The organism is Acinetobacter sp. TY2 (genome assembly GCF_046269225.1).
In the GTDB taxonomy this organism is placed as follows: domain Bacteria; phylum Pseudomonadota; class Gammaproteobacteria; order Pseudomonadales; family Moraxellaceae; genus Acinetobacter.
This window is the reverse complement of the sequence record NZ_JBJZOR010000001.1, coordinates 162,319-183,550: the sequence shown is the minus strand read 5'-3', so window position 1 is coordinate 183,550 and position 21,232 is coordinate 162,319. Positions and strand designations below refer to the sequence as shown.

General features: G+C 38.7%; 16 protein-coding genes. 9 read left to right on the top strand and 7 right to left on the bottom strand.

Annotated elements, in window-relative coordinates; genetic code table 11:
- Positions 1-366: 366 nt before the first annotated feature.
- Entirely contained in the window at positions 367-2,286 is a 1,920-nt protein-coding gene (locus tag ACK1JC_RS00845; RefSeq protein ID WP_409509960.1) for a DEAD/DEAH box helicase, read from the bottom strand.
- A gap of 401 nt (positions 2,287-2,687) precedes the next feature.
- On the opposite strand from ACK1JC_RS00845, the gene ACK1JC_RS00840 reads away from it, so the two are divergent.
- Positions 2,688-3,764 (top strand): hypothetical protein, encoded by a 1,077-nt coding sequence (locus ACK1JC_RS00840; protein ID WP_409509959.1) that lies wholly within the window; start codon positions 2,688-2,690, stop codon positions 3,762-3,764.
- A gap of 71 nt (positions 3,765-3,835) precedes the next feature.
- On the opposite strand, the gene ACK1JC_RS00835 is transcribed toward ACK1JC_RS00840, so the two are convergent.
- Entirely contained in the window at positions 3,836-4,666 is an 831-nt protein-coding gene (locus ACK1JC_RS00835) for an inositol monophosphatase family protein (protein ID WP_409509958.1), read from the bottom strand.
- A 178-nt stretch (positions 4,667-4,844) separates the two neighbouring features.
- On the bottom strand, positions 4,845-6,749 hold the full coding sequence (dxs, locus tag ACK1JC_RS00830) for a 1-deoxy-D-xylulose-5-phosphate synthase (RefSeq protein WP_409509957.1): 1,905 nt from the start codon (positions 6,747-6,749) through the stop codon (positions 4,845-4,847).
- Positions 6,750-7,068: 319 nt separating this feature from the next.
- Between dxs and ribA the strand changes: the two genes are divergently transcribed.
- From ribA to aroE, 5 genes are all read left to right on the top strand, one after another.
- Positions 7,069-7,671, top strand: a complete 603-nt coding sequence (ribA, locus tag ACK1JC_RS00825; protein ID WP_409509956.1) for a GTP cyclohydrolase II — start codon at positions 7,069-7,071, stop codon at positions 7,669-7,671.
- A gap of 127 nt (positions 7,672-7,798) precedes the next feature.
- Positions 7,799-9,688 (top strand): NPP1 family protein, encoded by a 1,890-nt coding sequence (locus tag ACK1JC_RS00820; protein WP_409509955.1) that lies wholly within the window; start codon positions 7,799-7,801, stop codon positions 9,686-9,688.
- 152 nt (positions 9,689-9,840) lie between these two features.
- Positions 9,841-10,782, top strand: coding sequence for an oxygen-dependent coproporphyrinogen oxidase (gene hemF, locus ACK1JC_RS00815; protein ID WP_409509954.1), 942 nt, complete (start codon positions 9,841-9,843; stop codon positions 10,780-10,782).
- A gap of 327 nt (positions 10,783-11,109) precedes the next feature.
- Positions 11,110-11,316, top strand: a complete 207-nt coding sequence (locus ACK1JC_RS00810; RefSeq protein ID WP_409509953.1) for a hypothetical protein — start codon at positions 11,110-11,112, stop codon at positions 11,314-11,316.
- A gap of 105 nt (positions 11,317-11,421) precedes the next feature.
- A complete protein-coding gene (gene aroE / locus ACK1JC_RS00805; protein ID WP_409509952.1) occupies positions 11,422-12,213 on the top strand; it encodes a shikimate dehydrogenase in 792 nt (263 codons plus the stop codon).
- 70 nt (positions 12,214-12,283) lie between these two features.
- Here the strand turns inward: aroE and ACK1JC_RS00800 are convergent, their stop codons facing one another.
- Positions 12,284-14,728 carry a hypothetical protein gene (locus ACK1JC_RS00800; protein ID WP_409509951.1) on the bottom strand — a complete coding sequence of 815 codons (2,445 nt, stop codon included), beginning with the start codon at positions 14,726-14,728 and terminating at the stop codon, positions 12,284-12,286.
- Between the two features lie 240 nt (positions 14,729-14,968).
- Here ACK1JC_RS00800 and ACK1JC_RS00795 point away from each other — a divergent pair, with 240 nt between their 5' ends.
- The gene (locus ACK1JC_RS00795; protein ID WP_409509950.1) at positions 14,969-16,792 is read left to right on the top strand and encodes an acyl-CoA dehydrogenase C-terminal domain-containing protein; all 1,824 of its coding nucleotides are present in this window, start codon (positions 14,969-14,971) and stop codon (positions 16,790-16,792) included.
- An 80-nt stretch (positions 16,793-16,872) separates the two neighbouring features.
- On the opposite strand, the gene ACK1JC_RS00790 is transcribed toward ACK1JC_RS00795, so the two are convergent.
- Together ACK1JC_RS00790 and hemW are read right to left on the bottom strand one after the other, a co-directional pair.
- Complete coding sequence (locus ACK1JC_RS00790; protein ID WP_409509949.1) at positions 16,873-17,595, bottom strand: sulfite exporter TauE/SafE family protein; 723 nt, start codon at positions 17,593-17,595, stop codon at positions 16,873-16,875.
- Between the two features lie 24 nt (positions 17,596-17,619).
- Positions 17,620-18,774 carry a radical SAM family heme chaperone HemW gene (gene hemW / locus ACK1JC_RS00785; protein ID WP_409509948.1) on the bottom strand — a complete coding sequence of 385 codons (1,155 nt, stop codon included), beginning with the start codon at positions 18,772-18,774 and terminating at the stop codon, positions 17,620-17,622.
- Between the two features lie 119 nt (positions 18,775-18,893).
- On the opposite strand from hemW, the gene ACK1JC_RS00780 reads away from it, so the two are divergent.
- Both ACK1JC_RS00780 and ACK1JC_RS00775 read left to right on the top strand, forming a co-directional pair.
- Complete coding sequence (locus ACK1JC_RS00780; RefSeq protein ID WP_409509947.1) at positions 18,894-19,367, top strand: DMT family transporter; 474 nt, start codon at positions 18,894-18,896, stop codon at positions 19,365-19,367.
- Positions 19,368-19,467: 100 nt separating this feature from the next.
- Positions 19,468-20,769, top strand: a complete 1,302-nt coding sequence (locus ACK1JC_RS00775; RefSeq protein ID WP_409510015.1) for an MATE family efflux transporter — start codon at positions 19,468-19,470, stop codon at positions 20,767-20,769.
- Positions 20,770-20,970: 201 nt separating this feature from the next.
- On the opposite strand, the gene ACK1JC_RS00770 is transcribed toward ACK1JC_RS00775, so the two are convergent.
- Complete coding sequence (locus tag ACK1JC_RS00770; RefSeq protein WP_409509946.1) at positions 20,971-21,183, bottom strand: DUF1737 domain-containing protein; 213 nt, start codon at positions 21,181-21,183, stop codon at positions 20,971-20,973.
- Positions 21,184-21,232 lie beyond the last annotated feature (49 nt).

Below are 21,232 nucleotides of genomic sequence, written 5' to 3'. Positions count from 1 at the left end.
TTGGGACGCAGTGTATCATTTTTATACTTAAAGTCTGAATCTTATACTAAATTTATTATTGAATAATGTACTTAAAATGTTCTTATTTATTAAATTATTTTAGGTAAAACAAAATGCATTTACAGCAATACACTAAAAACAAAATATCCGATATTACATAACAAGAGCAGGAAGAAAATATTAAACATAATCACTCCAAAATGGGAATTTCCATAAATACGAATATTCACATTATTACCTATATTTATCTAAAAATAAAAAAAGCATGAACTACAACACACTTTATTGTATCAGAATAAATTTTGCATGCAATAAAAAACCAGCCCTAAAGCTGGTTTTTTTAAATTTACTTAAACTATTTTATATTTAGTCGTTAAATTTGCGACGTGGACGATCTTCTCCACCTTCACGGCGCGGACGATCTGAATTAAATTCACGCTTAGGACGATCTTCACCACCAAAAGTGCGTTTTGGACGGTCGTCACCAAAAGAACGTTGTGGACGATCACCGAAACCACCTTCACGGCGTGGCGCTGGACGATCACCAAAATCACGCTTTGGACGGTCGCCGAAGCTACCTTCACGACGTGGTTTGTAATCTACGCTGTTACCACGGTTATCATCATTAGAGCGAGGACGATCACCATAAGATGGACGATCGCTACGCGGAGCTGAACGATCACCGAAATCACGCTTTGGACGATCATCGCCATACGATGGACGGTCACCACGTGGACGATCACCGAAACCGCCTTCACGACGTGGTGGACGATCGCCAAAATCACGCTTTGGACGATCATCGCCATACGATGGACGGTCGCCACGTGGACGATCACCGAAACCACCCTCACGGCGTGGAGCTGGACGATCACCAAAATCACGCTTTGGACGATCATCGCCATACGATGGACGGTCGCCACGTGGACGATCACCGAAACCGCCTTCACGACGTGGACGATCTTCACCACCTTCACGACGTTTGAAGTTGCTTTCGCCTTCAAAACGACTACGACCACCGCTATCACGGCTACCAAAACCGCCACGACCGCCGCCGTTACGACCACGACCGCCACCATCACGACCACGACCGCCGCCATCACGACTACCGCGTGCAGGAGGTGGAGATGGCTCAAGGCCTTCGATTTCAGAAACGTTCAAACGCGCTTCTAAGTAATCTTCTAAAGCACGAATTTTACCGCGTTCACGGTAAGTTGCCAAAGTGATTGCTTTACCTGTACGACCCGCACGACCTGTACGACCAATACGGTGTACATAGTCTTCGTTCTTCATAGGAAGACCGAAGTTAATTACGTGTGAAATTGTTGGAACGTCAAGACCACGAGCAGCTACATCTGTAGCAACAAGGATTTTTGCACGACCTTCACGAATAGAACGTAAACGACGGTTACGTACAGTTTGTGGCATAGCACCATGAAGTGCTACAACTGAAAGACCAGCTTCTGCAAGCTCTTCAGCAAGCATATCTGTATCTTCTTGAGTTGACGCAAATACAACAGCCTGATCTACATCTTCAGCACTTAACCAATGCGTAAGCAATTTTTTCTTATGCTCAAAACCATCAGTCCAATGCAAAGTTTGGGTAATGTCAGTATTTGTAGAATGACCTGTTTCAATTGCAATACGCATTGGATCATTCATCATGCGTTCAGCAAGGTTAATGATACGTGGTGCAAATGTTGCAGAGAACATTAATGTTTGTTTACGATTTAACGCTAAATCGCTGATTGCTTCCAAGTCTTCAGAGAAGCCTAGATCAAGCATACGGTCAGCTTCATCGACAATTAAAGCGTCAACTAAATCAAGTTTAATTTGACGACGGTTTACAAGATCAAGTAAACGACCTGGAGTCGCAACTACAACTTGTGCACCTTTTAATTGTTGAATTTGCTTACCAAAAGGCATACCGCCCATGATTGCAGCAACACGAACACCTTTCATGTGACGTACAAGTGCAATAGCATCTTGACATACTTGCTGTGCAAGCTCACGTGTAGGAGAGATAACAAGGATATTCGGTTGAGTTACCGCTTTCATGCGATCTTTAAATGAATTAAGCGTGTCTTGACCCGCTAAAGCATTTAATGTTGGAAGTAAAAATGCAGCAGTTTTACCAGAACCTGTTTGGCTTGATACAAGAAGGTCTTTACCTTCCATAGCCGCAGGAATAGATTGCTCTTGAACTGGCGTAGGCGCAGTAAAACCAAGAGATTCAAGTGCTTTTTGTAGCGACTCGTCTAAAGAAAAATCAGCAAAAGTTTTGCTCATAGAGTATGTCACCCGAATGTGGGTGCTCCATTAAATATATAGTCTGATGGACATCGGCAAAAACCGGCACAGCAATAATCGCTGAAAAATAGAAATCAGCGGAAATCCGAGAACGACGATGCGTATAACGCACATTTGATAACAGCCGCAACCTGAAGGAATCGCTTAAGCGATTGGGTGGGGCGCGAAATATTGTCCTCTCTTGGGACCGGACGCGCTACACAATATAGAAGAGAAATGTTCAGGTAATGAACGAAATTTAGTGCGTGGGCGGAGTATAGCAGGATTTAAAATAAAGTCACGAAGTTTTATTGTTTTTTCCTGTGAGTAAATGAGATATAATTATTTTGAAATAAAACACTTCTATTTATCCCTAAAAACAACAAAGCTAGATTAAAAAAATGTCTACACAAACCATTGAACAAGAAACTATTCAAGTGATTAGAAAAAACTTCAATAAAGATCATTATATTATTCGCTTTATTAAAAACCTATTCACTAGATCTAAACAACCTAAATGGATGAATGCTGATGATCCACTATCCGAACAATATCGACAACAATTAAAATTACTCAATCATGGAAATATTGTTTGGGCGGCAGTCGTACAAGCGAATAATTTATTATTTCAAGATGGTCCGATGGATCATCCCGTGCATATTGTCTACTCTTCTACTCAAGACTTTGATAATAATCCTGAATACTTATCAGAAATCGCATCAAAAATTTATAGTTTAAAAAATACTGTTCCTGATGATATCCAATTGAGTAAACTTGCAGAAATGGTCACGAATGAGCAAGAGCGTGGCTTAGATTGGGAGTTGCCATCATCACTTACAAACGCATCAATACGTTCAACAACATTTGTCTTTGCCAGAGAACATAGTCCGAATCGCATATTGTCCAGTAATAAAATTCCAATTTTAATACACCCTTCTACTCATGCATGCATGATGGTTCCATCACGATTTTGGACACAAAAGTTGACAGATAGTTGGAGCAACCCTGAACAAGAACAAGAACAAGAACAAGAACAAGAACAAGAACAAGAAATCTATCAAAAAATTGGTGAACTTCTGTGGTCTATCATGCCTGAAGAAGCAACTGTAATATATTTTACAGGTGATATTTATCCTGAACATTGGTCAGGTGGAGCAGATTGGCTTCTCAAAAATGGGAAAAACGAGAGTTTTCTATTTGGTGAAAGTCCTTACGAAATTGAAAGTCAAATATATGAATTAATGAAAAAGTTAAGATCACTGGATATGTTTGCAGAGAAATGGACAAACTATAAAATCACATTAACAGAAACAGGAAAGATTGATTTCGAATTTGCCTATATTCCTGAAGAAGATCATTGGCCAGGACTACTTATGAAAGGTGTAAGTGAATTAAAAGAAGATGAGTTAGATCTACACAATATTCCATTTGAAGAATGGGAAATGCGTATTAAACATAGGGAACAAAATAAAGATTAAATTTCAAATAACGCATAAAAAAGCCTTCATAAAAATGAAGGCTTTTCAAACTCAATCTACGAAAGTATAAATTACTTCGCAGCTTCACCCCAAGCAGGAACAACTTGTTGCATGAGTGGTTTTAACATTTTCATAGAACAAGCGATCACTTGACCATTTTCCATAGAATCAGAACCACCACGTGCATCAACAACAGTACCACCCGCTTCTTTCACGATTAATTCACCTGCTGCGATATCCCAAGGCTTCAGGCCAAGTTCAAAGTAAGCATCAAAACGACCTGCTGCAACATAAGCAAGATCGAGTGCTGCTGAACCTGAACGACGATATTGCGCGCCTGCCTCAGTGACATTCAACAATGAATCAAAATGGTTTTTTGCATAAGAAACGACTTCACCGTTACGAACTTTACGAAATGCATGACCTACGCCCATGAAAGTCTTTTCAAGGCTGTCTTTTACATTTACACGAATACGGCGTTGGTTCAGCATTGCACCACGACCACGGCTTGCAGAGAATAACTCATCTTTCACAGGGTCATAAATAACACCGTGTTGAGTGATACCTTTGTGCTGAACTGCGATAGATACGCAAAAATGAGGAACACCATTAATGAAGTTTAATGTGCCATCAAGTGGATCAATAATCCAACACCAATCAGCGTCGTGACCATTACCTTCTTGATAACCAAATTCTTCACCAAGGAAGCTGTGATTTTTATAACTTTTACGAAGTGTATCAATCGTCAACTGTTCAATATAACGGTCTACACGCGTTACAGGACCATCGATACCTTTTTCTTCGACTTGTAGATCGAGTTTATGACGATTTTGATGCGCTTTTAAAAGCTCTTGACCAACTAATTGAGCCGCACGCGCAGCCATAACCACCATAGGTTCCATTGAACACCCACTACAAATTTGAAGATATTGATAAAGAATAATGCATAAAAGCCCGAATATTTTAGCAAATATTCGGGCTTTTAGGGGAAAAATGTTTATGAAGTTTATAAGCTATGAATTTATATCGCTTAATTGAGCTAAATCATCCAATTCAATATCAAAATAATTTTTAATACTTTTAAACATGCTGAATCAGTTTCGTCCATGCATGTTGAACTGAAAGTTGAATGCCTTTAGCATCTAGACCGCAAGATTGTAACATTTCAGCATGGCTCGCTTGTGCTAAGAACGTATCAGGCAAACCTAAATTCAACATAGGTTTTAAAATTTGCGCTTGCGCCATAAATTCATTCACAGCACTTCCCGCTCCTGCCATTACTGCATGTTCTTCGACAGTAACAAATAAACTCGTTTGATCTGCCAAATCTCGAATAATTTGCTCATCAAGTGGTTTGACAAAACGCATATTCACGATACGTACAGCAACATCTAGCTGTTCAGCAAGTTGCTTTGCAGCTTCAAGCGCAGGTTGAACACGACTACCAAAAGCTAAAATCGAAATACCGTCTTCATGTTCAGTATTAAACGTCGCTAAAAGTTCAGCTTTACCTATATCCATTGTGATCATTGTTTGCTGAATTTCTACACCCAAGCCATTACCACGTGGATAACGTACTGCGGCAGGCCCCTGATGCATATACGCAGTATGCAACATTTGACGACATTCATTTTCGTCTTTCGGCGCCATAATCACAATGTTCGGTACGGTACGCATAAAGGCATAATCATACGCCCCTGCATGTGTTGGACCATCTTCACCGACTAAACCTGCACGATCAATACCAAAAGTGACATCAAGGTTTTGCAAAGCAACATCGTGAACCAGTTGATCATAACCACGTTGTAAGAATGTCGAATAAATCGCAACAACAGGTTTTAAGCCTTCACATGCCATACCAGCAGCAAGTGTGACCGCATGCTGTTCGGCAATCGCAACATCGAAATAACGCTCAGGATATTGCTGTGCAAATTGCACCATACCCGAGCCTTCACACATTGCAGGTGTGATCGCGAGCAATTTTTCATCTTGCGCTGCCTCATCACACAACCATTGCCCAAAAACATCGGCATATTTTGGGGCGGTATTTTTTGAAGCTACCGCGCTGAGTTTACCAATCGCATGGTACTTAATTTGATCCGCTTCGGCAGGTGCAAATCCTTTACCCTTAACGGTATAAATATGGATTAAACGAGGTCCCTTACGCTGTTTTAACGCATTAAAGACCTGAACCAATTGATTGACATCGTGTCCATCAAATGGACCAAAATAATCAAAACCAATGGCTTTAAATAGGTTATCGGCAGCATCAGTTGCAGATTCATGCAAACGAGAATTAAAGTCCCATTCAGGGCAATCTTGAACGAAGGCTTGCCCCTGTTCATCAACATTAATAAATTTACCTTGTTCCCAAATAGACGCTAAATGTTTGGCAAATCCACCTGTGCTTTGTGAAATTGACATATCGTTGTCATTTAATACAACCATTAGGTCTGCATTGTGGGCAACCGCATCATTCATGGCTTCAAATGCCATACCAGCTGTCATTGCACCATCACCAATGATGGCAACAACTTCTCGCTTTTTTTGTTGATATCGGCTTGCCAATGCCATGCCTAAACCTGCAGAAATTGCAGTCGATGAATGTCCTACACCAAAGGTATCAAATACAGATTCTTCACGTGCAGGAAATGCAGCTAAACCATCTTTCGCACGAATGCTAACAAGTTGCTCACGGCGACCTGTTAGAGCTTTATGCGGATAGGCTTGATGTCCAACATCCCAAACCAAGCGGTCTTCGGGAGTGTTAAAGCTATAATGGAGTGCTACGGTCAGCTCAACGACCCCAAGATTGGCACCAAAATGCCCACCACTTTGTCCAGCAGCGTATAAAATATATTGACGTAGCTCATCTGCCACCTGTGTCAGACGGGCTGGCTCAAGCTGACGTAATTGTTGTGGATGGTCTATTCCATTCAACAATGGCGTATCAGGGCGTTGACTCGGGATTTCGGTATACAACATATGTGGCAAAGCCTTCTAAAGCCTGGCAAATCTAAGCTGGGAACACGGGGTAGCATATTCGTGAAAGATCATCATATCACAAACCTTCCGCCACATTTATAAGGATGCTCCACTGAACGGTTCTCAGTTCGGCATTTATGTCAATTTGGTCTAATTATCCTGAATAATCTTAGTATTTATCAACCATTTTCGTGTTCTTTATACAAAAAAGAATAATGTATTTTCAGGATTGTGCATAAAAACATACGTTACCATTCTACCTATATGCATGCTTTACGCTATACTTTAGCCAATTTCAACACAAAAAATGGTTAAGCCTGTGCCGATTGAATTTATTGCTACGTCTAAACTCCCTACGGCTTTTGGTGACTTTAAAATTTCTGTTTTTCAAGATCCACAAACTGGTGAAGAGCACGTTGCGCTTTCAAAAGGTCTTGAAAATGCACCAACCGCACCTGTTTTAGTACGTATTCATTCTGAATGTTTAACGGGCGATGCCTTTGGGTCACTCAAGTGTGACTGTGGCCCACAGCTGCATAACACCATGCAAATGATCAATGATGCAGGTCAAGGTGTGATTTTATATCTGCGTCAAGAAGGTCGTGGTATTGGCTTGACCAATAAAATTCGTGCTTATGCTTTACAAGATCAAGGACATGACACTGTTGATGCTAATTTGATGTTAAACCTCCCTGCCGATGCCCGCACTTATGATATGTGTAGCATTATGTTGGATCATTTAGCCGTAAAACAGGTCAAACTCATCACTAACAATCCGTTAAAACTTAAAGCTTTAACTGACTTAGGTGTTGATGTAACGGATCGTGTGCCATTGACTGTGGGTTTGAATGAATTCAATGCTGATTATTTAAAAACTAAACATGACCGTATGTCGCATATGTATGAGAAAGAGGATTTTTAAAACAAAAATGTGATATAAATCAAATTAAACCATACTAGATTAAGCGAAAATCACTGATTTCAGGGATATTTTTCACTCTTTTTCTTGGCTAGATTCTATTTTCTAGCATTAGAAACTTGAGATGACCATGAAAAAAACTATCTTAGCAATGAGTATTTTCTCGATATTATTAATGGGGTGTAATGGTAGTGATTCTAAAACCAATAACAATGAAACATCTTCTCCACCCCAAAATACACACCTAAACTTTGGGGAAAAAACCGATAAAGTTCAAATTACTAGTTTAAAATATCCTAATAGTACATCGGAGACAGTTGACCTTTTAGATGGTAAGCTCAAAGATACTCCTATATTACTTGGCCAAGCCGAAGATCTATTTATCATTAACTATTTATCAGGTGAGAAAAATATTGGTTTCATCCTTGCAACCAAGCAACAAATTTTAGACCACAAAATTGAATTCAATGAGTTTTCCTTTCTCATTAGCAATGAAGCAATGGAACGGTTTCTCGGCTTAAGCTATGCCGACATGATAATATTTACAGATCTGTTAGCAGATAAAATCTTAAAAGAAGATTTAGATGGCAATAAAACGATTAATTATGAAGATATTTTGAGTTTAAATAAAAATACTCAAGCTCTTCAGAAATTAGAGTTTAACTATGATGAATACTTTAATAATAAAAATAATAGCTTCAATATGAGTCTTAATGATGCGTATAAAACAGCTGATTCATCTTTATTTAGATCAATTATGGATGAAGTTTTTGATTCATTAATAAGGCTTGAAGAGCCAGCAATATTCACCAAAACCGTCTATCAAACAGAAATATCATCAGGTGAGAATGGCGAAATCACTAGCAACGATCCTAGAATTGAAACTCTAAATAAGGACAATAATACAGCAGTCTTGCTCAACAATCCTATTGAAGGATCTGCCACTGTTCGTACAACAAATATATCAAACATAACATTAACAGCCACTCCCACAACACCCAATATGGTCTTTGAAGGTTGGGAAGGCTGTGAAAATAGCAATGCAAATACTTGTACCATTGACCTGAATCAGAATAATAAAGTTTATGCACATTTTGGTTCTATTGATCATTTAGAAACGCCTAATTGGAATACCAAAACCTGTGCCCAAGCCAAAGCAGAATCAGTAAATAATGAATTACCAACTGCCTGCTTATCTCTCAAAAATTATATTTCACCTTCTGATGCAGAATTAAATCAAGGTCGTGCTGTTTTTGCCTTCGGTACTGATGGGTGCTATGCCTCAGCTCCAGTCTATACCGCACTTGACGGTTCGCTCAGAGCTAATCCTGGAATTCCTTTAGCAGGCTCTAAGACAGATAAATGTAATTATTTCGATCAAATGAATAATGCATATCTGACATATCATGAAGTGAGCTCAAATAAATCAAATTACAAAGCACGTATTTTTGGTTTATATGCGGTTAAAGATCAATGTAGTCCTGCAGTACCAGAGAAGTTATGTGGGCATAAAAATGAATGGGAACATGTCATTATTTGGATGAAAGACAATCAGCCAGAATATGTAACCCATACCCGACATGGCTGGATTGAAACCAAAGAAGCTTCAAAAGCGACACACTTAGCAAATGCTCCAAATACATTTGTATTTAAATACATTCAGGAAGGAGGCATTAATAGCCATTATCCAGATTTTGCAGGAAGTAAAAATGGTATCTATATACCATCTGAACAGCCAACACCACAAGGAACTCTATTTGGTCATGACAGCAAGCAAATATTAGACTATAAATACGCATCCACTGACTTTAAACAATGGTTTGAAAGTAAAGGGAAAACTAAACAATCTTGGGAGCGTGTGACTCAGCGTATTTATGACAATAGTTGGCTTAATAGCAAAGTTTGCCCTGTAAGAGTTGCTGAGGGTTGCGAAAAGCATTGGTTTAAACCAAACTTTCTAGTTATTGATAAAGTTCCAGTTATGCCTAAAGCATGGGAAAATGCAAAAGTAAAATTCTAATCAGATAAAGCCTCACACAATTAAAAGATGCTTAAAATATAGAAGCATCTTTTTTTTAAATAAAAGCATTAAATTCCTTACTTTTTTTATGGTTTTATGTTTTTATGTATACAACTTCAGAAATTTTATTTTCATCTTCCCAAGAGGTTCACATGCAGAATCCAACATCCGCAGATATCCAACGTGTACGTGATTTTTTATGTGATTTACAAGCACGCATTTGTTCTGCGCTAGAACAACAAGAAAAAATTGGCGGTGGAACTGCGACATTTGAAATTGATGATTGGCAACGTCCTGAAGGTGGTGGTGGTCGCTCTCGCGTACTACAAAATGGCATTGTAGTTGAAAAAGGTGGTGTGATGTTCTCACACATCAACATTTCAAATCTGCCTGCATCTGCAACTGAACGCCATCCGCAAATTGCAGGAGCAAAAGCGCAAGCAATGGGTGTTTCACTCGTTATCCATCCGAACAATCCGAATGTACCAACTTCTCATGCAAACGTTCGCTTATTTGTTGCCGAAAAAGAAGGTCAAGAACCAATTTGGTGGTTCGGTGGTGGTTTTGATCTCACGCCTTTTTATCCAAATGATGAAGATGTCCTTGCATGGCATCAAAAATCGTATGATCTCTGTGCACCGTTTGGTGATAATGTTTATGCAGAACATAAGCAATGGTGTGATGATTATTTCTATTTAAAACACCGTGATGAACAACGTGGCGTGGGTGGCTTATTTTTTGATGACCTAAATCAATGGGACTTTGAAAAATGCTTTGAATATATTCAAGCGGTGGGCAATGGCTACCTTGAAGCTATTTTACCGATTTTCCAGAAAAATCAAGATAAGCCTTATACCGAAGCGCAACGCGACTTCCAACTGTATCGTCGTGGTCGCTATGTTGAATATAATTTAGTGTATGACCGAGGCACTCTATTTGGCTTACAAACAGGTGGTCGTATCGAGTCAATTTTGGTGAGTATGCCACCGCTTGCAGGTTGGTCATATCGTCCAATATGGGATGAAAACAGCCCCGAAAAACGTTTAACGGATTATTATTTAAAACCTAAAGATTGGTTAAATGAACTAAAATAGTTTAAAAAACTCCGTCATTTTAGATTGTTTGAATGCAATACATTTTAAGAGAAAACAAAAAATGTATTGTATTTTGAACTTACAATTCAATGTAAAACCTTATTTTAATTTACTTAAATAGTATTTTTAAAAATTTAAACTCGCCACACTCAATTACAACATAAATTAAATCTTCAATTCTTGATACGTTCTGTTGCAAACACAATAACATCTCAGCGCTGAAATTAGCGTAAGATGTCCCATATCTTGAAAATCACTTCATCATTACGCCCTGTGTTTAGGTCGTTTTTCGCCTTTATCTTCATCATAGCAAACAGGGAATAATCGATGAATATCAAAAAATTTAGTACCATCACCCTCCTTTTATGGAGCTTTGTGATTGTATTTTTAAGTTCTGTCAGCACTACTGTTTTTTCTGAAAGTGCATTTAATGATAATTTTGCTTTTACCACGATGGCGATTGGTGTAATTGGCTTTTTAGTCAGTGGACTGTTTTTATTAGTCGATACCGTTCAAGATATCTGCAATCCGTAATTTTATTTTCTCACCAAGTTTTTCTGTAAATCTATAGTTCAGGCTTTAGTCATTCTGTATTCTGTCGTATATTGAAGCTCATTTTCACCACATGGATGCTGTGCAATGAGCAAACAATTCGCGGTCATTGGTAATCCCATTGAACACTCTCGCTCACCTGAATTACACCATCAGTTTGCTGAAAAAACTCATATTGATCTAAGCTACAAGAAACGTTTGGCTGAACTTGATGACTTTGAAGTCAGCGTCAAAGATTTTTTTTCCGATGCCAATGCCGTAGGGATGAACGTTACAGTTCCATTCAAAGAACAAGCCTTTGCTTTATGTACACATTTATCTGAACGTGCCACCATTGCTAAAGCCGTCAATACCTTATGGATGGAAAATGGTGAATTACATGGCGACAATACAGATGGTCAAGGTTTGGTTGAAGCCATTCATGCACTCGATTGGTCACTCCAAAACAGTCGCATCTTAATTATTGGTGCAGGTGGTGCAACGCGTGGTGTCATTTATCCACTTGCTCAAGCAGGCGTAACACACATCACTATTGCCAACCGTACACTTGCTCGTGCAGAACAATTGGTCAGTGATCTTCGGGATGCTGTTCCGCATATAGAACTTTCAGCTTGCGGACTAGATCAGTTACATGGCGAATATGATCTTATTATCAATGCAACCTCTGCAAGTTTAACAGGCGATACGCTTATCCTGCCTGAAACACTACAATTTAAATATGCTTATGAAATGGCATACGGCAAACCTTCAACTTTTATTGATCAAGCCAAAGCACGTGGCGTACCCACATCGGAAGGTTTTGGCATGCTTGTTGGACAAGCCATTGAGGCATTTTATATTTGGAATGGTGTTAAACCTAATTTAAAAGACTTTATTTAAGTTTTAAATTCCAATGAATAAAAAAGCACCTCATTTAAGGTGCTTTTTTATTCAATACTTCTATTTTGCTTTACTTAAATGAAGCACCCACCTTTTCAAAGGTTTTACGATATAAATCATAGTCAATAAACCCAACATCATCTTCTTTTAAGTTGTGAATGGTTTTCGCTGTTAATTGATTTTTACGTGTATCTTCATAAGCTTGAGCAAGAATTTTTGCAGTTTTATGCAGACTTGCTTTTTGCTCAGCATCTAAATCTCCTTCTTCAAAATCAGATAGAAATTCAGAAACATAATATTCAGTAAATGCGCTTTTCGCTGTTTTATGCTTTTGAACAAAAGTTTTCCACGCTTGGCGATCTTTCTGCCCTTCAATAGCATCGACAACAACACTATACACCGACTCACCTACGCGATCATTATATTGATCATTCAGCTCTAAATGATGCTTTTTCACCAAACGATCAAGTTCTTCTTTGACTTTGCCTTGTGGATTGTAAATCGATTCATCCGCATAGGCATAGGCATAAACACTGCCAATCTCATTTAGCTCGCTTGGGCTAAATAATTTAACAACATTAGGTTGTTCCGCACTCATTTTTACAATAAATACAGCCTGATAAGTTTTGCTATAAGATTTTGTTGAATCATAGACTTGAATTGCAAGATCATTCAGTTGTTGTTTTAAAGACAATGGGGTTACAGCACCTGAGGCTTGAGTTGTATCTACACCCAAAGATTTACTGAAACCGTTCACCATATTTTCAAGTGGTGAACCTTTACCAACTTCTTCAATTGATTTTGCCTGATTTAATTCAGTACGATTAATAGTTGTAGCATTGCCATAATTAAGAATATTCATATCTGTTTTAAACTTGAGTATCCCTGATGCCTTGGTTTTAAACTGAATATCATAATCAATACGAACTGCACGACCCTGCTTGTCTAATGCAACATCCATCAGCACAGGGTTATGACTGCCCTGACGTGCTAACTCTTTTTTCACATCAGCTTGATGCTGATCCCACAACACTTTAAAGGCTTTAGCATCTTTAAATTCTTTAGATGCATAAGATTCAAAGCGTTGATCAAGTTCTGTTTTTTCAGTCGAAAAAACCGTGTTTATAAATGATGGTGCATCTTCAGAGGTTACGCTTTGTGGTTTGTTCACTGTATTATGAACAAGTAGATCAATCTCATGCTCTTCCATACACGATTGAATATCTCCAATGGCAGGGCGTTTTTTCTGTACAGTCATTGCCTGACATTGCTCAGCACTTAAAGTACCTTCATCATCGGAAGAATCAGCTTCTTCTGTATCTGTCGAAGCAGCATTTATTGCTTCATTACACTCACTCGTACACATTGCAGCAGCATCGACAGCAGCACTACTTGCTGCAACAGCGCATTCACCTGCCGTTTCACAATCTGCCTCTTCATCATCTGCTGTACGATCATCATCAGAATTAAACTGTGCATTGACTAATTTATAGAGGTTTTGACTTGCACGGTATGCCTCAGCTTCTTGTGCACTCATCCCATAGGTTGACAATGAATCTGCGTCATCTGAAGAAGCATCTGCATATTCGGCAATTACATCACTAGAGGCTGCATCTGCTGTAACGTCGTTATTAGGAAATACACTCGACATTTTAGCTTGAAAATAGGGTTTATTTATTTGCTCATATAAACGTGCTTGTAAGAGCCATTCCTCAAGTGAAATTTTCAAACGAATTTTATCGACTGCACCTTGAGCCTTATCTTGTGCATTTAATGAAACTGTTTCGATATTTTGAGCATCTGCCAATAAATAAGGTAAAGCCGATGATTCTTTTAAATAGGAAACCAATGCTTTTACATCGAGCTTTTCAAGATCTTTTTTATATTTTGAAAAATCAATATAAGCGAGTGAATTCTGACTGTCTTTATTGACCATAAAAGGCATCAATGCAAAATAATTGGTGTAAAACTTATATGCATTAAAGTCGACGACCATGGGTACTTTGGCTTGTACCAATAAGGTTGGTTTTTCATACCTAACCGTCAAATTCATCGATGCCATTTTTTGCTTATAATGTACCGAACCATCATAGCTAAATTGCATTTCACTCAGCAATTTCATGACAAAACCTTCAATTTTTTTAGAACGTGAAGATGATGCCGAAGATGATTCGCCTAATTCTTCTGCTGCAATAGCTTGATAAAGCTGTTGCAATTGTACCGAACTTAAATTGATACGCTGTGCTCTGAGTACTGCTTGTACCTGTTTTTCAAGCTCAGGATCGGCAACTCTAGATTGATTTGAAATATTTTCTTTGCTTACGCTTGCATTATCAACCGCAAATTTAAACGTGCCATTATAATCATAACTTGGATAGTCAAACATGGCATTAAGACCATCGCTTGCCCGCTGATCAAGAGCATTGGTTGTTGCATTATTGGATTTAATGACGTGAGATGAACAAGCAGTTAAACTGAGTGCAAACAAACATAAACTTAATTTTTTTAGGCGCATAATATTCTTCAAATATCTTGTTTCTTTATAATTAAAATCTAAAAATAAATTTAGATCCACAATAAAAATCATTTTAATTTTATCAAAAAAGTTAAAAAAAACACTCTACATTTTGTATCTAATTCGCTTTTCTGACATTTTTTTTAGTTACAGTTATCAATGCATTCAACTCATTTAAATTGAATAATAAATCCATTGCTTAAAAGCCCATAACTATATTTGTATTCAGGATTACGACACATGCCAGCATATAAAGCGCCCGTACGAGATATCCGCTTCTTAATGAATGAAGTATTTGACTACGCATCACATTACAAAACACTGTCTAACGGTGAAAATGCCGATGCAGACACCATTAACATGATTATTGATGGTGCAGCAGACTTTTGTGAAAATGTACTTTCACCACTCAACCAATCAGGTGATGAAGAAGGGTGTCATTTTAAAGATGGTGAAGTGACTACACCAAAAGGTTTTAAGGAAGCTTACGATCAATTTGTTCAAGGCGGATGGCAAGGTTTGTCTTATCCTGAAGAATTTGGTGGTCAAGGCTTACCGATGTCTTTAAACCTCGTTAAATCTGAAATGATGGGGACTGCAAACTGGTCTTTCACTATGTATCCAGGTTTAAGTATGGGCTGTATGAACACCATCATGCAGTTTGGTACAGATGAGCAAAAAGCAACGTATATGCCTCATCTCACTGCGGGTACTTGGTCAGGTACAATGTGTTTGACTGAACCTCAGTGCGGTACCGACTTAGGACAAGTGAAAACTAAAGCAGAGCCAAATACAGATGGTACTTATGCTATTACAGGAACGAAAATTTTCATCTCTGCAGGTGAACATGATTTAACAGACAATATTGTTCACATTGTTCTTGCCCGTCTTCCAGATGCACCTGCAGGCACAAAAGGTATTTCATTATTCATCGTACCTAAATTCATTCCAACTGCAGATGGCGGTGTAGGTGAACGTAATCCTGTAACTTGCGGTTCAATTGAACATAAAATGGGGATTCGTGCTTCAGCTACTGCTGTGCTTAACTTTGATGCTGCAACTGGTTACCTCATCGGTGAAATCAACAAAGGTCTACATGCAATGTTTACCTTTATGAATACCGCACGTATCGGTACGGCTGTTCAAGGTTTGGCACATGCTGAATTGTCTTTCCAAGGTGCATTACCATACGCAAAAGACCGTATGTCTATGCGTGCCCTTTCTGGTAAAAAAGATCCTGAGCGTGTTGCAGATGCCATCATTCACCATGCTGATGTCCGCCGTATGTTGTTGACGCAAAAAGCATTTGCTGAAGGTGGTCGTTCAATGATTTATCACGCTGCACAGCTAGCGGATAAAATGACCGATGCCCTCCTTCAAGGCGATCAAGCGAAATATGATGAATATGATGACAAACTTGGTTTCTATACCCCAATTTTGAAAGGCTTCTTGACTGAAATGGGTTTAGAGTCTGCAAACTTAGGTATGCAAGTGCTAGGTGGTCACGGTTATATCAAAGAGCATGGCATGGAACAAATTGCCCGTGATGCACGTATCTCAACACTCTATGAAGGAACGACAGGTATTCAAGCATTAGACTTGATTGGTCGTAAAGTTTTACTTTCTTCTAAAGGTAAGGTAGTTCGTGAATACACTGCTGAAATTTTGAAATTCTGTGGTGTTCATGCACGTAATAAATACATGCGCCGTTTTGCATGGGATTTAACTAAAATCTGTGCACAGTGGAATGCTTTAACTGTACGTATCATGCTTGCAGCACGTAAGGACCGTGACATCGTATCTTCTGCTTCTGTCGATTTTTTGATGTTCTCTGGTTATGCGATGATGGCATACTATTGGGCACAACAAGCTGCTGTTGCTTCAGAAAAATTGGCATCGGGTGAGGGTGCTGAAGTTCCTGAATTCTATAAAGCAAAAATCAAACTTGCTGATTTCTATTTTGAACAATTGCTTCCACGTTCACAAGGTCATGCTGAATCTATGGTGAATCCATCTAAAACAATGATGTCTCTTGATGCTGAACACTTTAGCTTTGACTACTAAGTTGTAAGTTTTTAGAAAAAGCAAAAGACCGCCTAGGCGGTCTTTTTAAATTTAATAGATGAGCATTTAATTTAATCACATTATGAAATGGCAGCCCACAACATAGAAAGACCCGCAAAAAGTAACATTCCATCAAGTAATAAATTAAACACCCGTTCGGAAATATTCAAAACAAATAACTTCCCAAAATAATTTCCGAACATTAAAGATAAACCCACAAGAAAACCCGCAAGAATCACTTCTGATTTTAAAACGCCTAACGTACCAAAGGCTATACTTTTTGAAGCATACAATGCAAAAGAAGATGCTGCCTCTGTTGCCAGTAATGCTCCCTTGGTTAAACCAAAACCACTAAAAACTGGCAACAACAATGGACCTGTAGAAAATACCAAACCCGTCAAATAACCGAGTAATGCACCAGCAAGAACTAAATGAAAATTATTTAATTTTAAACCTTTACGTTTTGCAAAATGTCGCAATGGAATCAATAATATAAAAAACAATCCTATACATATATTGGACACTTTCGCAGGCATAACCCACAGTGTATTTGCGCCCAATACAGCAGCAGGAATACCGACACTCGTAAACAGCAAAAAAGCTTTTATATTTAGTTCATGTCGCCATAACATCACACGTGAAATATTTCCCATAATCGCAGCAATTGCCATGATTGGTACTGCCAATTTAGCCCCGAAAATATAAGCAAGTATGGGTAATAAAATAATAGATGAGCCAGTTCCGACAATACCGCTAATCATGCCTGAAAGTACACCAATCAGTGCCAACACCACATAAATCATGATCTGATTTTTTGTCCAAATATATTAAAGAAACTCTTCCAATACTGAATTTAGGAACACATGTCCTTTCTCGGTACATGCAATACGATTTGGATCATTTACCATCAATTTACGTTGTTGCAATGATGCCACTAACTCAGCAATTTCTGACAAATCCGTACCTGTACGCTCAGCATACAGTGAAGCGTCTACGCCATTGTTTAAACGTAAAGCATTCATCATAAACTCAAACGGCATGTCATCATGTTCAAGGCGTTTAAATTGCAGATTTTCCGCAGGTACTTTAGCTAAATAATCTTTTGGTAAACGCGTTTTTTGAAAACGATATACACCATCAACTTGTGTCACTTTTCCATGTGCACCTGCACCAATCGCCAAATAATCACCAAATTGCCAATAATTAAGATTATGTGCTGACGGTTTTTCCTTACGCCAAGCTGACACTTCATAATTGATAAAACCATTGGCTTTTAAATAAGTTTCACCCAGTTCTTGAATGTCTTCCAACACTTCATCGACAGGTAAAATTGGTTGTGTTCGGAAAAATACTGTATTCGGTTCAATGGTCAATTGATACCACGAAATATGCGTTGCTCCACTTTCTACAGCCAGTTTTAAATCAAGCAATGCCTGCTCTAAAGTCTGCTCAGGTAAGCCATGCATCAAGTCAACATTGACCCGCTTAAAGCCAGCTTCTTTTGCATTTTTAATGGCAGAAATAGCATCATTATTGCTATGAATACGACCAAGTTTTTGTAAATGTTCGGTGTTAAAACTTTGTACACCAATCGATAAACGGTTAATGCCTGCTTCTAAATAACCTGCAAATGGATCATGCTCTACTGTCCCAGGATTAGCTTCTAAGGTGATTTCGCAATCTTGCTCAAAAGATAATAATGCCTTGAGTTTAGCAAAAAGCCATTGATAACCTTTAGCAGAAATTAATGATGGTGTTCCCCCACCAATAAATACACTATGAATTTCTCGCCCTTGGGCAAAGTCAATTTGCGTTTTAAAGTCTTCGACCAATGCCTGTAAATATTCTTGTTCTAAATCCAGTGATAACTTTCCGTCAGGCACGGCATGTGAATTAAAATCACAATACGGACATTTCCGCACACACCATGGCATGTGAATATATAAAGAAAGTGGAATCAGTGCAGGATTTAAATCAGCCAAAGGACAGCTCAAAACAAAGAGATAATGCACAATTTTAACATGAGTTCTACATTCACATTCGCTCAACTTTCTATTTTGCTTTAGACTGAAAGCAAAATGATAAAAAGCAAAGGTATAAAATGATGAAAATTGCGAGCCAATTATTTTTCCTTTTACCCTTAGCCATGGGGATTGGGATTGCCATGACCTTTCAGACAGCAATCAATACACAATTACGTGAATATTTACATTCTCCACTGCAAGCCGCCCTTTTATCATTTTTAATTGGTACAATAGTGCTCGCCGTTTTAGTGATCATTCAAACGACCTTGCAAGCCGTATCTAAACCGAGTTTGCATGAATTAAACATGATCCCTTGGTACTTATGGCTCGGTGGCTGTTTGGGTGTATATGCAATTAGTATTAGCATTTACACTGCTCCAAAACTTGGATTTTTAACACTTTCTGGCTTAATTATTTTTGGTCAAATTTTAATGTCGATGTTGATCGATCACTTTGGGCTTCTAGGTTCAGAGAAAACCCCGATCAATTGGCAACGTTTTTTAGGTGGCGTGGTGATTTTTATTGGTGTGCTTCTCACTCTACAACGCTAACCCATTTATTTTCTAAGCACATTTAAAACGAGTATTTTCTGTGTCTGCATCGACCAAAGCCACAACTACCCGCTTTGAATTAAAGCAACTATTTCATCTAATGCTCCCTATTTTAGTCACTCAATTTGCCTATGCAGGTTTTGGACTAATTGATACCATTATGGCAGGACATATGTCCGCCGAAGACCTTGCAGCTATCGCAGTCGGGGTTGGGTTATGGATTCCTGTCATGTTGTTATTTAGTGGCATTATGATTGCAACCACACCTTTAGTGGCTGAAGCCAACGGCGCACGAACCCCTGAAAAAATCCCTTCAATTGTCCGTCAGTCACTTTGGATTGCCTTGATTCTCGGCATTATTGCAATGCTGATTTTACAAGCCACACCCTTACTACTCCCGTTATTTGGTGTCCCTGATTCTTTACTTCCTAAAGCAAGTCTGTTTTTACATGCGATTGCATTCGGTATGCCCGCAGTCACCATGTATTCAGCTCTACGCAACTACTCTGAAGCCTTAGGTTTTCCACGGCCTGTAACCGCCCTGAGCTTAGGGGCTTTAGTGGCACTTATTCCGCTAAACTTTATTTTTATGTATGGTTTGGGTCCTATTCCGCATTTGGGCAGTGCTGGCTGTGGTTTTGCAACGGCAATTTTACAATGGCTGATGCTTATTATTTTAGCGATCTATGTATTTAAAGCAAAACGCTATCAAAAAACTCAACCGTTGACGCATTGGGAAAAAATGAATCCCGTGCTAATTAAGCGTATTTTGAAATTAGGCTTACCAATTGGTTTAGCTATTTTCTTTGAAGTGAGCATTTTTAGCACAGGGGCAATTGTACTCAGCACACTGGGTGAAGTCACCATCGCCGCCCACCAAATCGCCATTTCCGTCACCTCTCAATTGTTTATGATTCCAATGTCTTTGGCACTTGCATTGACTATTCGAGTCGGAACTTATTATGGTGAAAAAAATTGGGTGGCTATGCGTAAAGTACAAAGACTCGGCTTACTCACTGCAACGGGTTTTGCATTTATTACCATGCTTCTGATGTGGTTACTACGTGCTGACATTGTCGCAGTTTACACCTCTAATTCTGAAGTAACACAAATCGCAATTTATTTAATTATCTTTGCGATTGCTTATCAACTCATGGATGCATGGCAAGTCAGTGCAGCAGGCTGTTTACGTGGCATGCAAGACACCAAAGGTCCAATGTGGATTACCATGCTTGCCTATTGGATTATCGCCTTCCCTGTCGGAATCTACTTGGCACGTTATACTGAAATGGGTGCAGCGGGTGTTTGGATTGGGTTGATTGTCGGTTTAAGTATCGCTTGTGTTTTACTACTCACACGCCTACGTATGAACAATCAACGCTTAATACAATCATCAAATTAAAAATAAAGCATTTAGCATTTAGCATTTAGCATTTAGCATTTAGCATTTAGCATTTAGCATTCAGCATTCAGCATTCAGCATTCAGCATTCAGCATTCAGCATTCAGCATTCAGCATTCAGCATTCAGCATTCAAGAATAGATAAGCTCAAAATTACTCCGCCTCCTTTTAAAAAATTAGAGGGAGGTAATTTTGAAATACTTTACAACTGACCTATTGCTACTTTTAAACCTGATGGAATGTCCGATTCACTTTCAACATCTTTCACAATCACTTGACCTACAATCACATCTACCCCATTAAACGTCATGGTGGGAGAACCATAGAGTTCATAGCCTTCATTTAAAGCTTTGGTCACTTTGGCACAGAAATTCACATCATCTTTACCTGTTAAATATCGGTACACTTTTGTCATTTGATTTTCCTCAGACACAATATCTGCTTATTCTACGCTTTTCTGCATG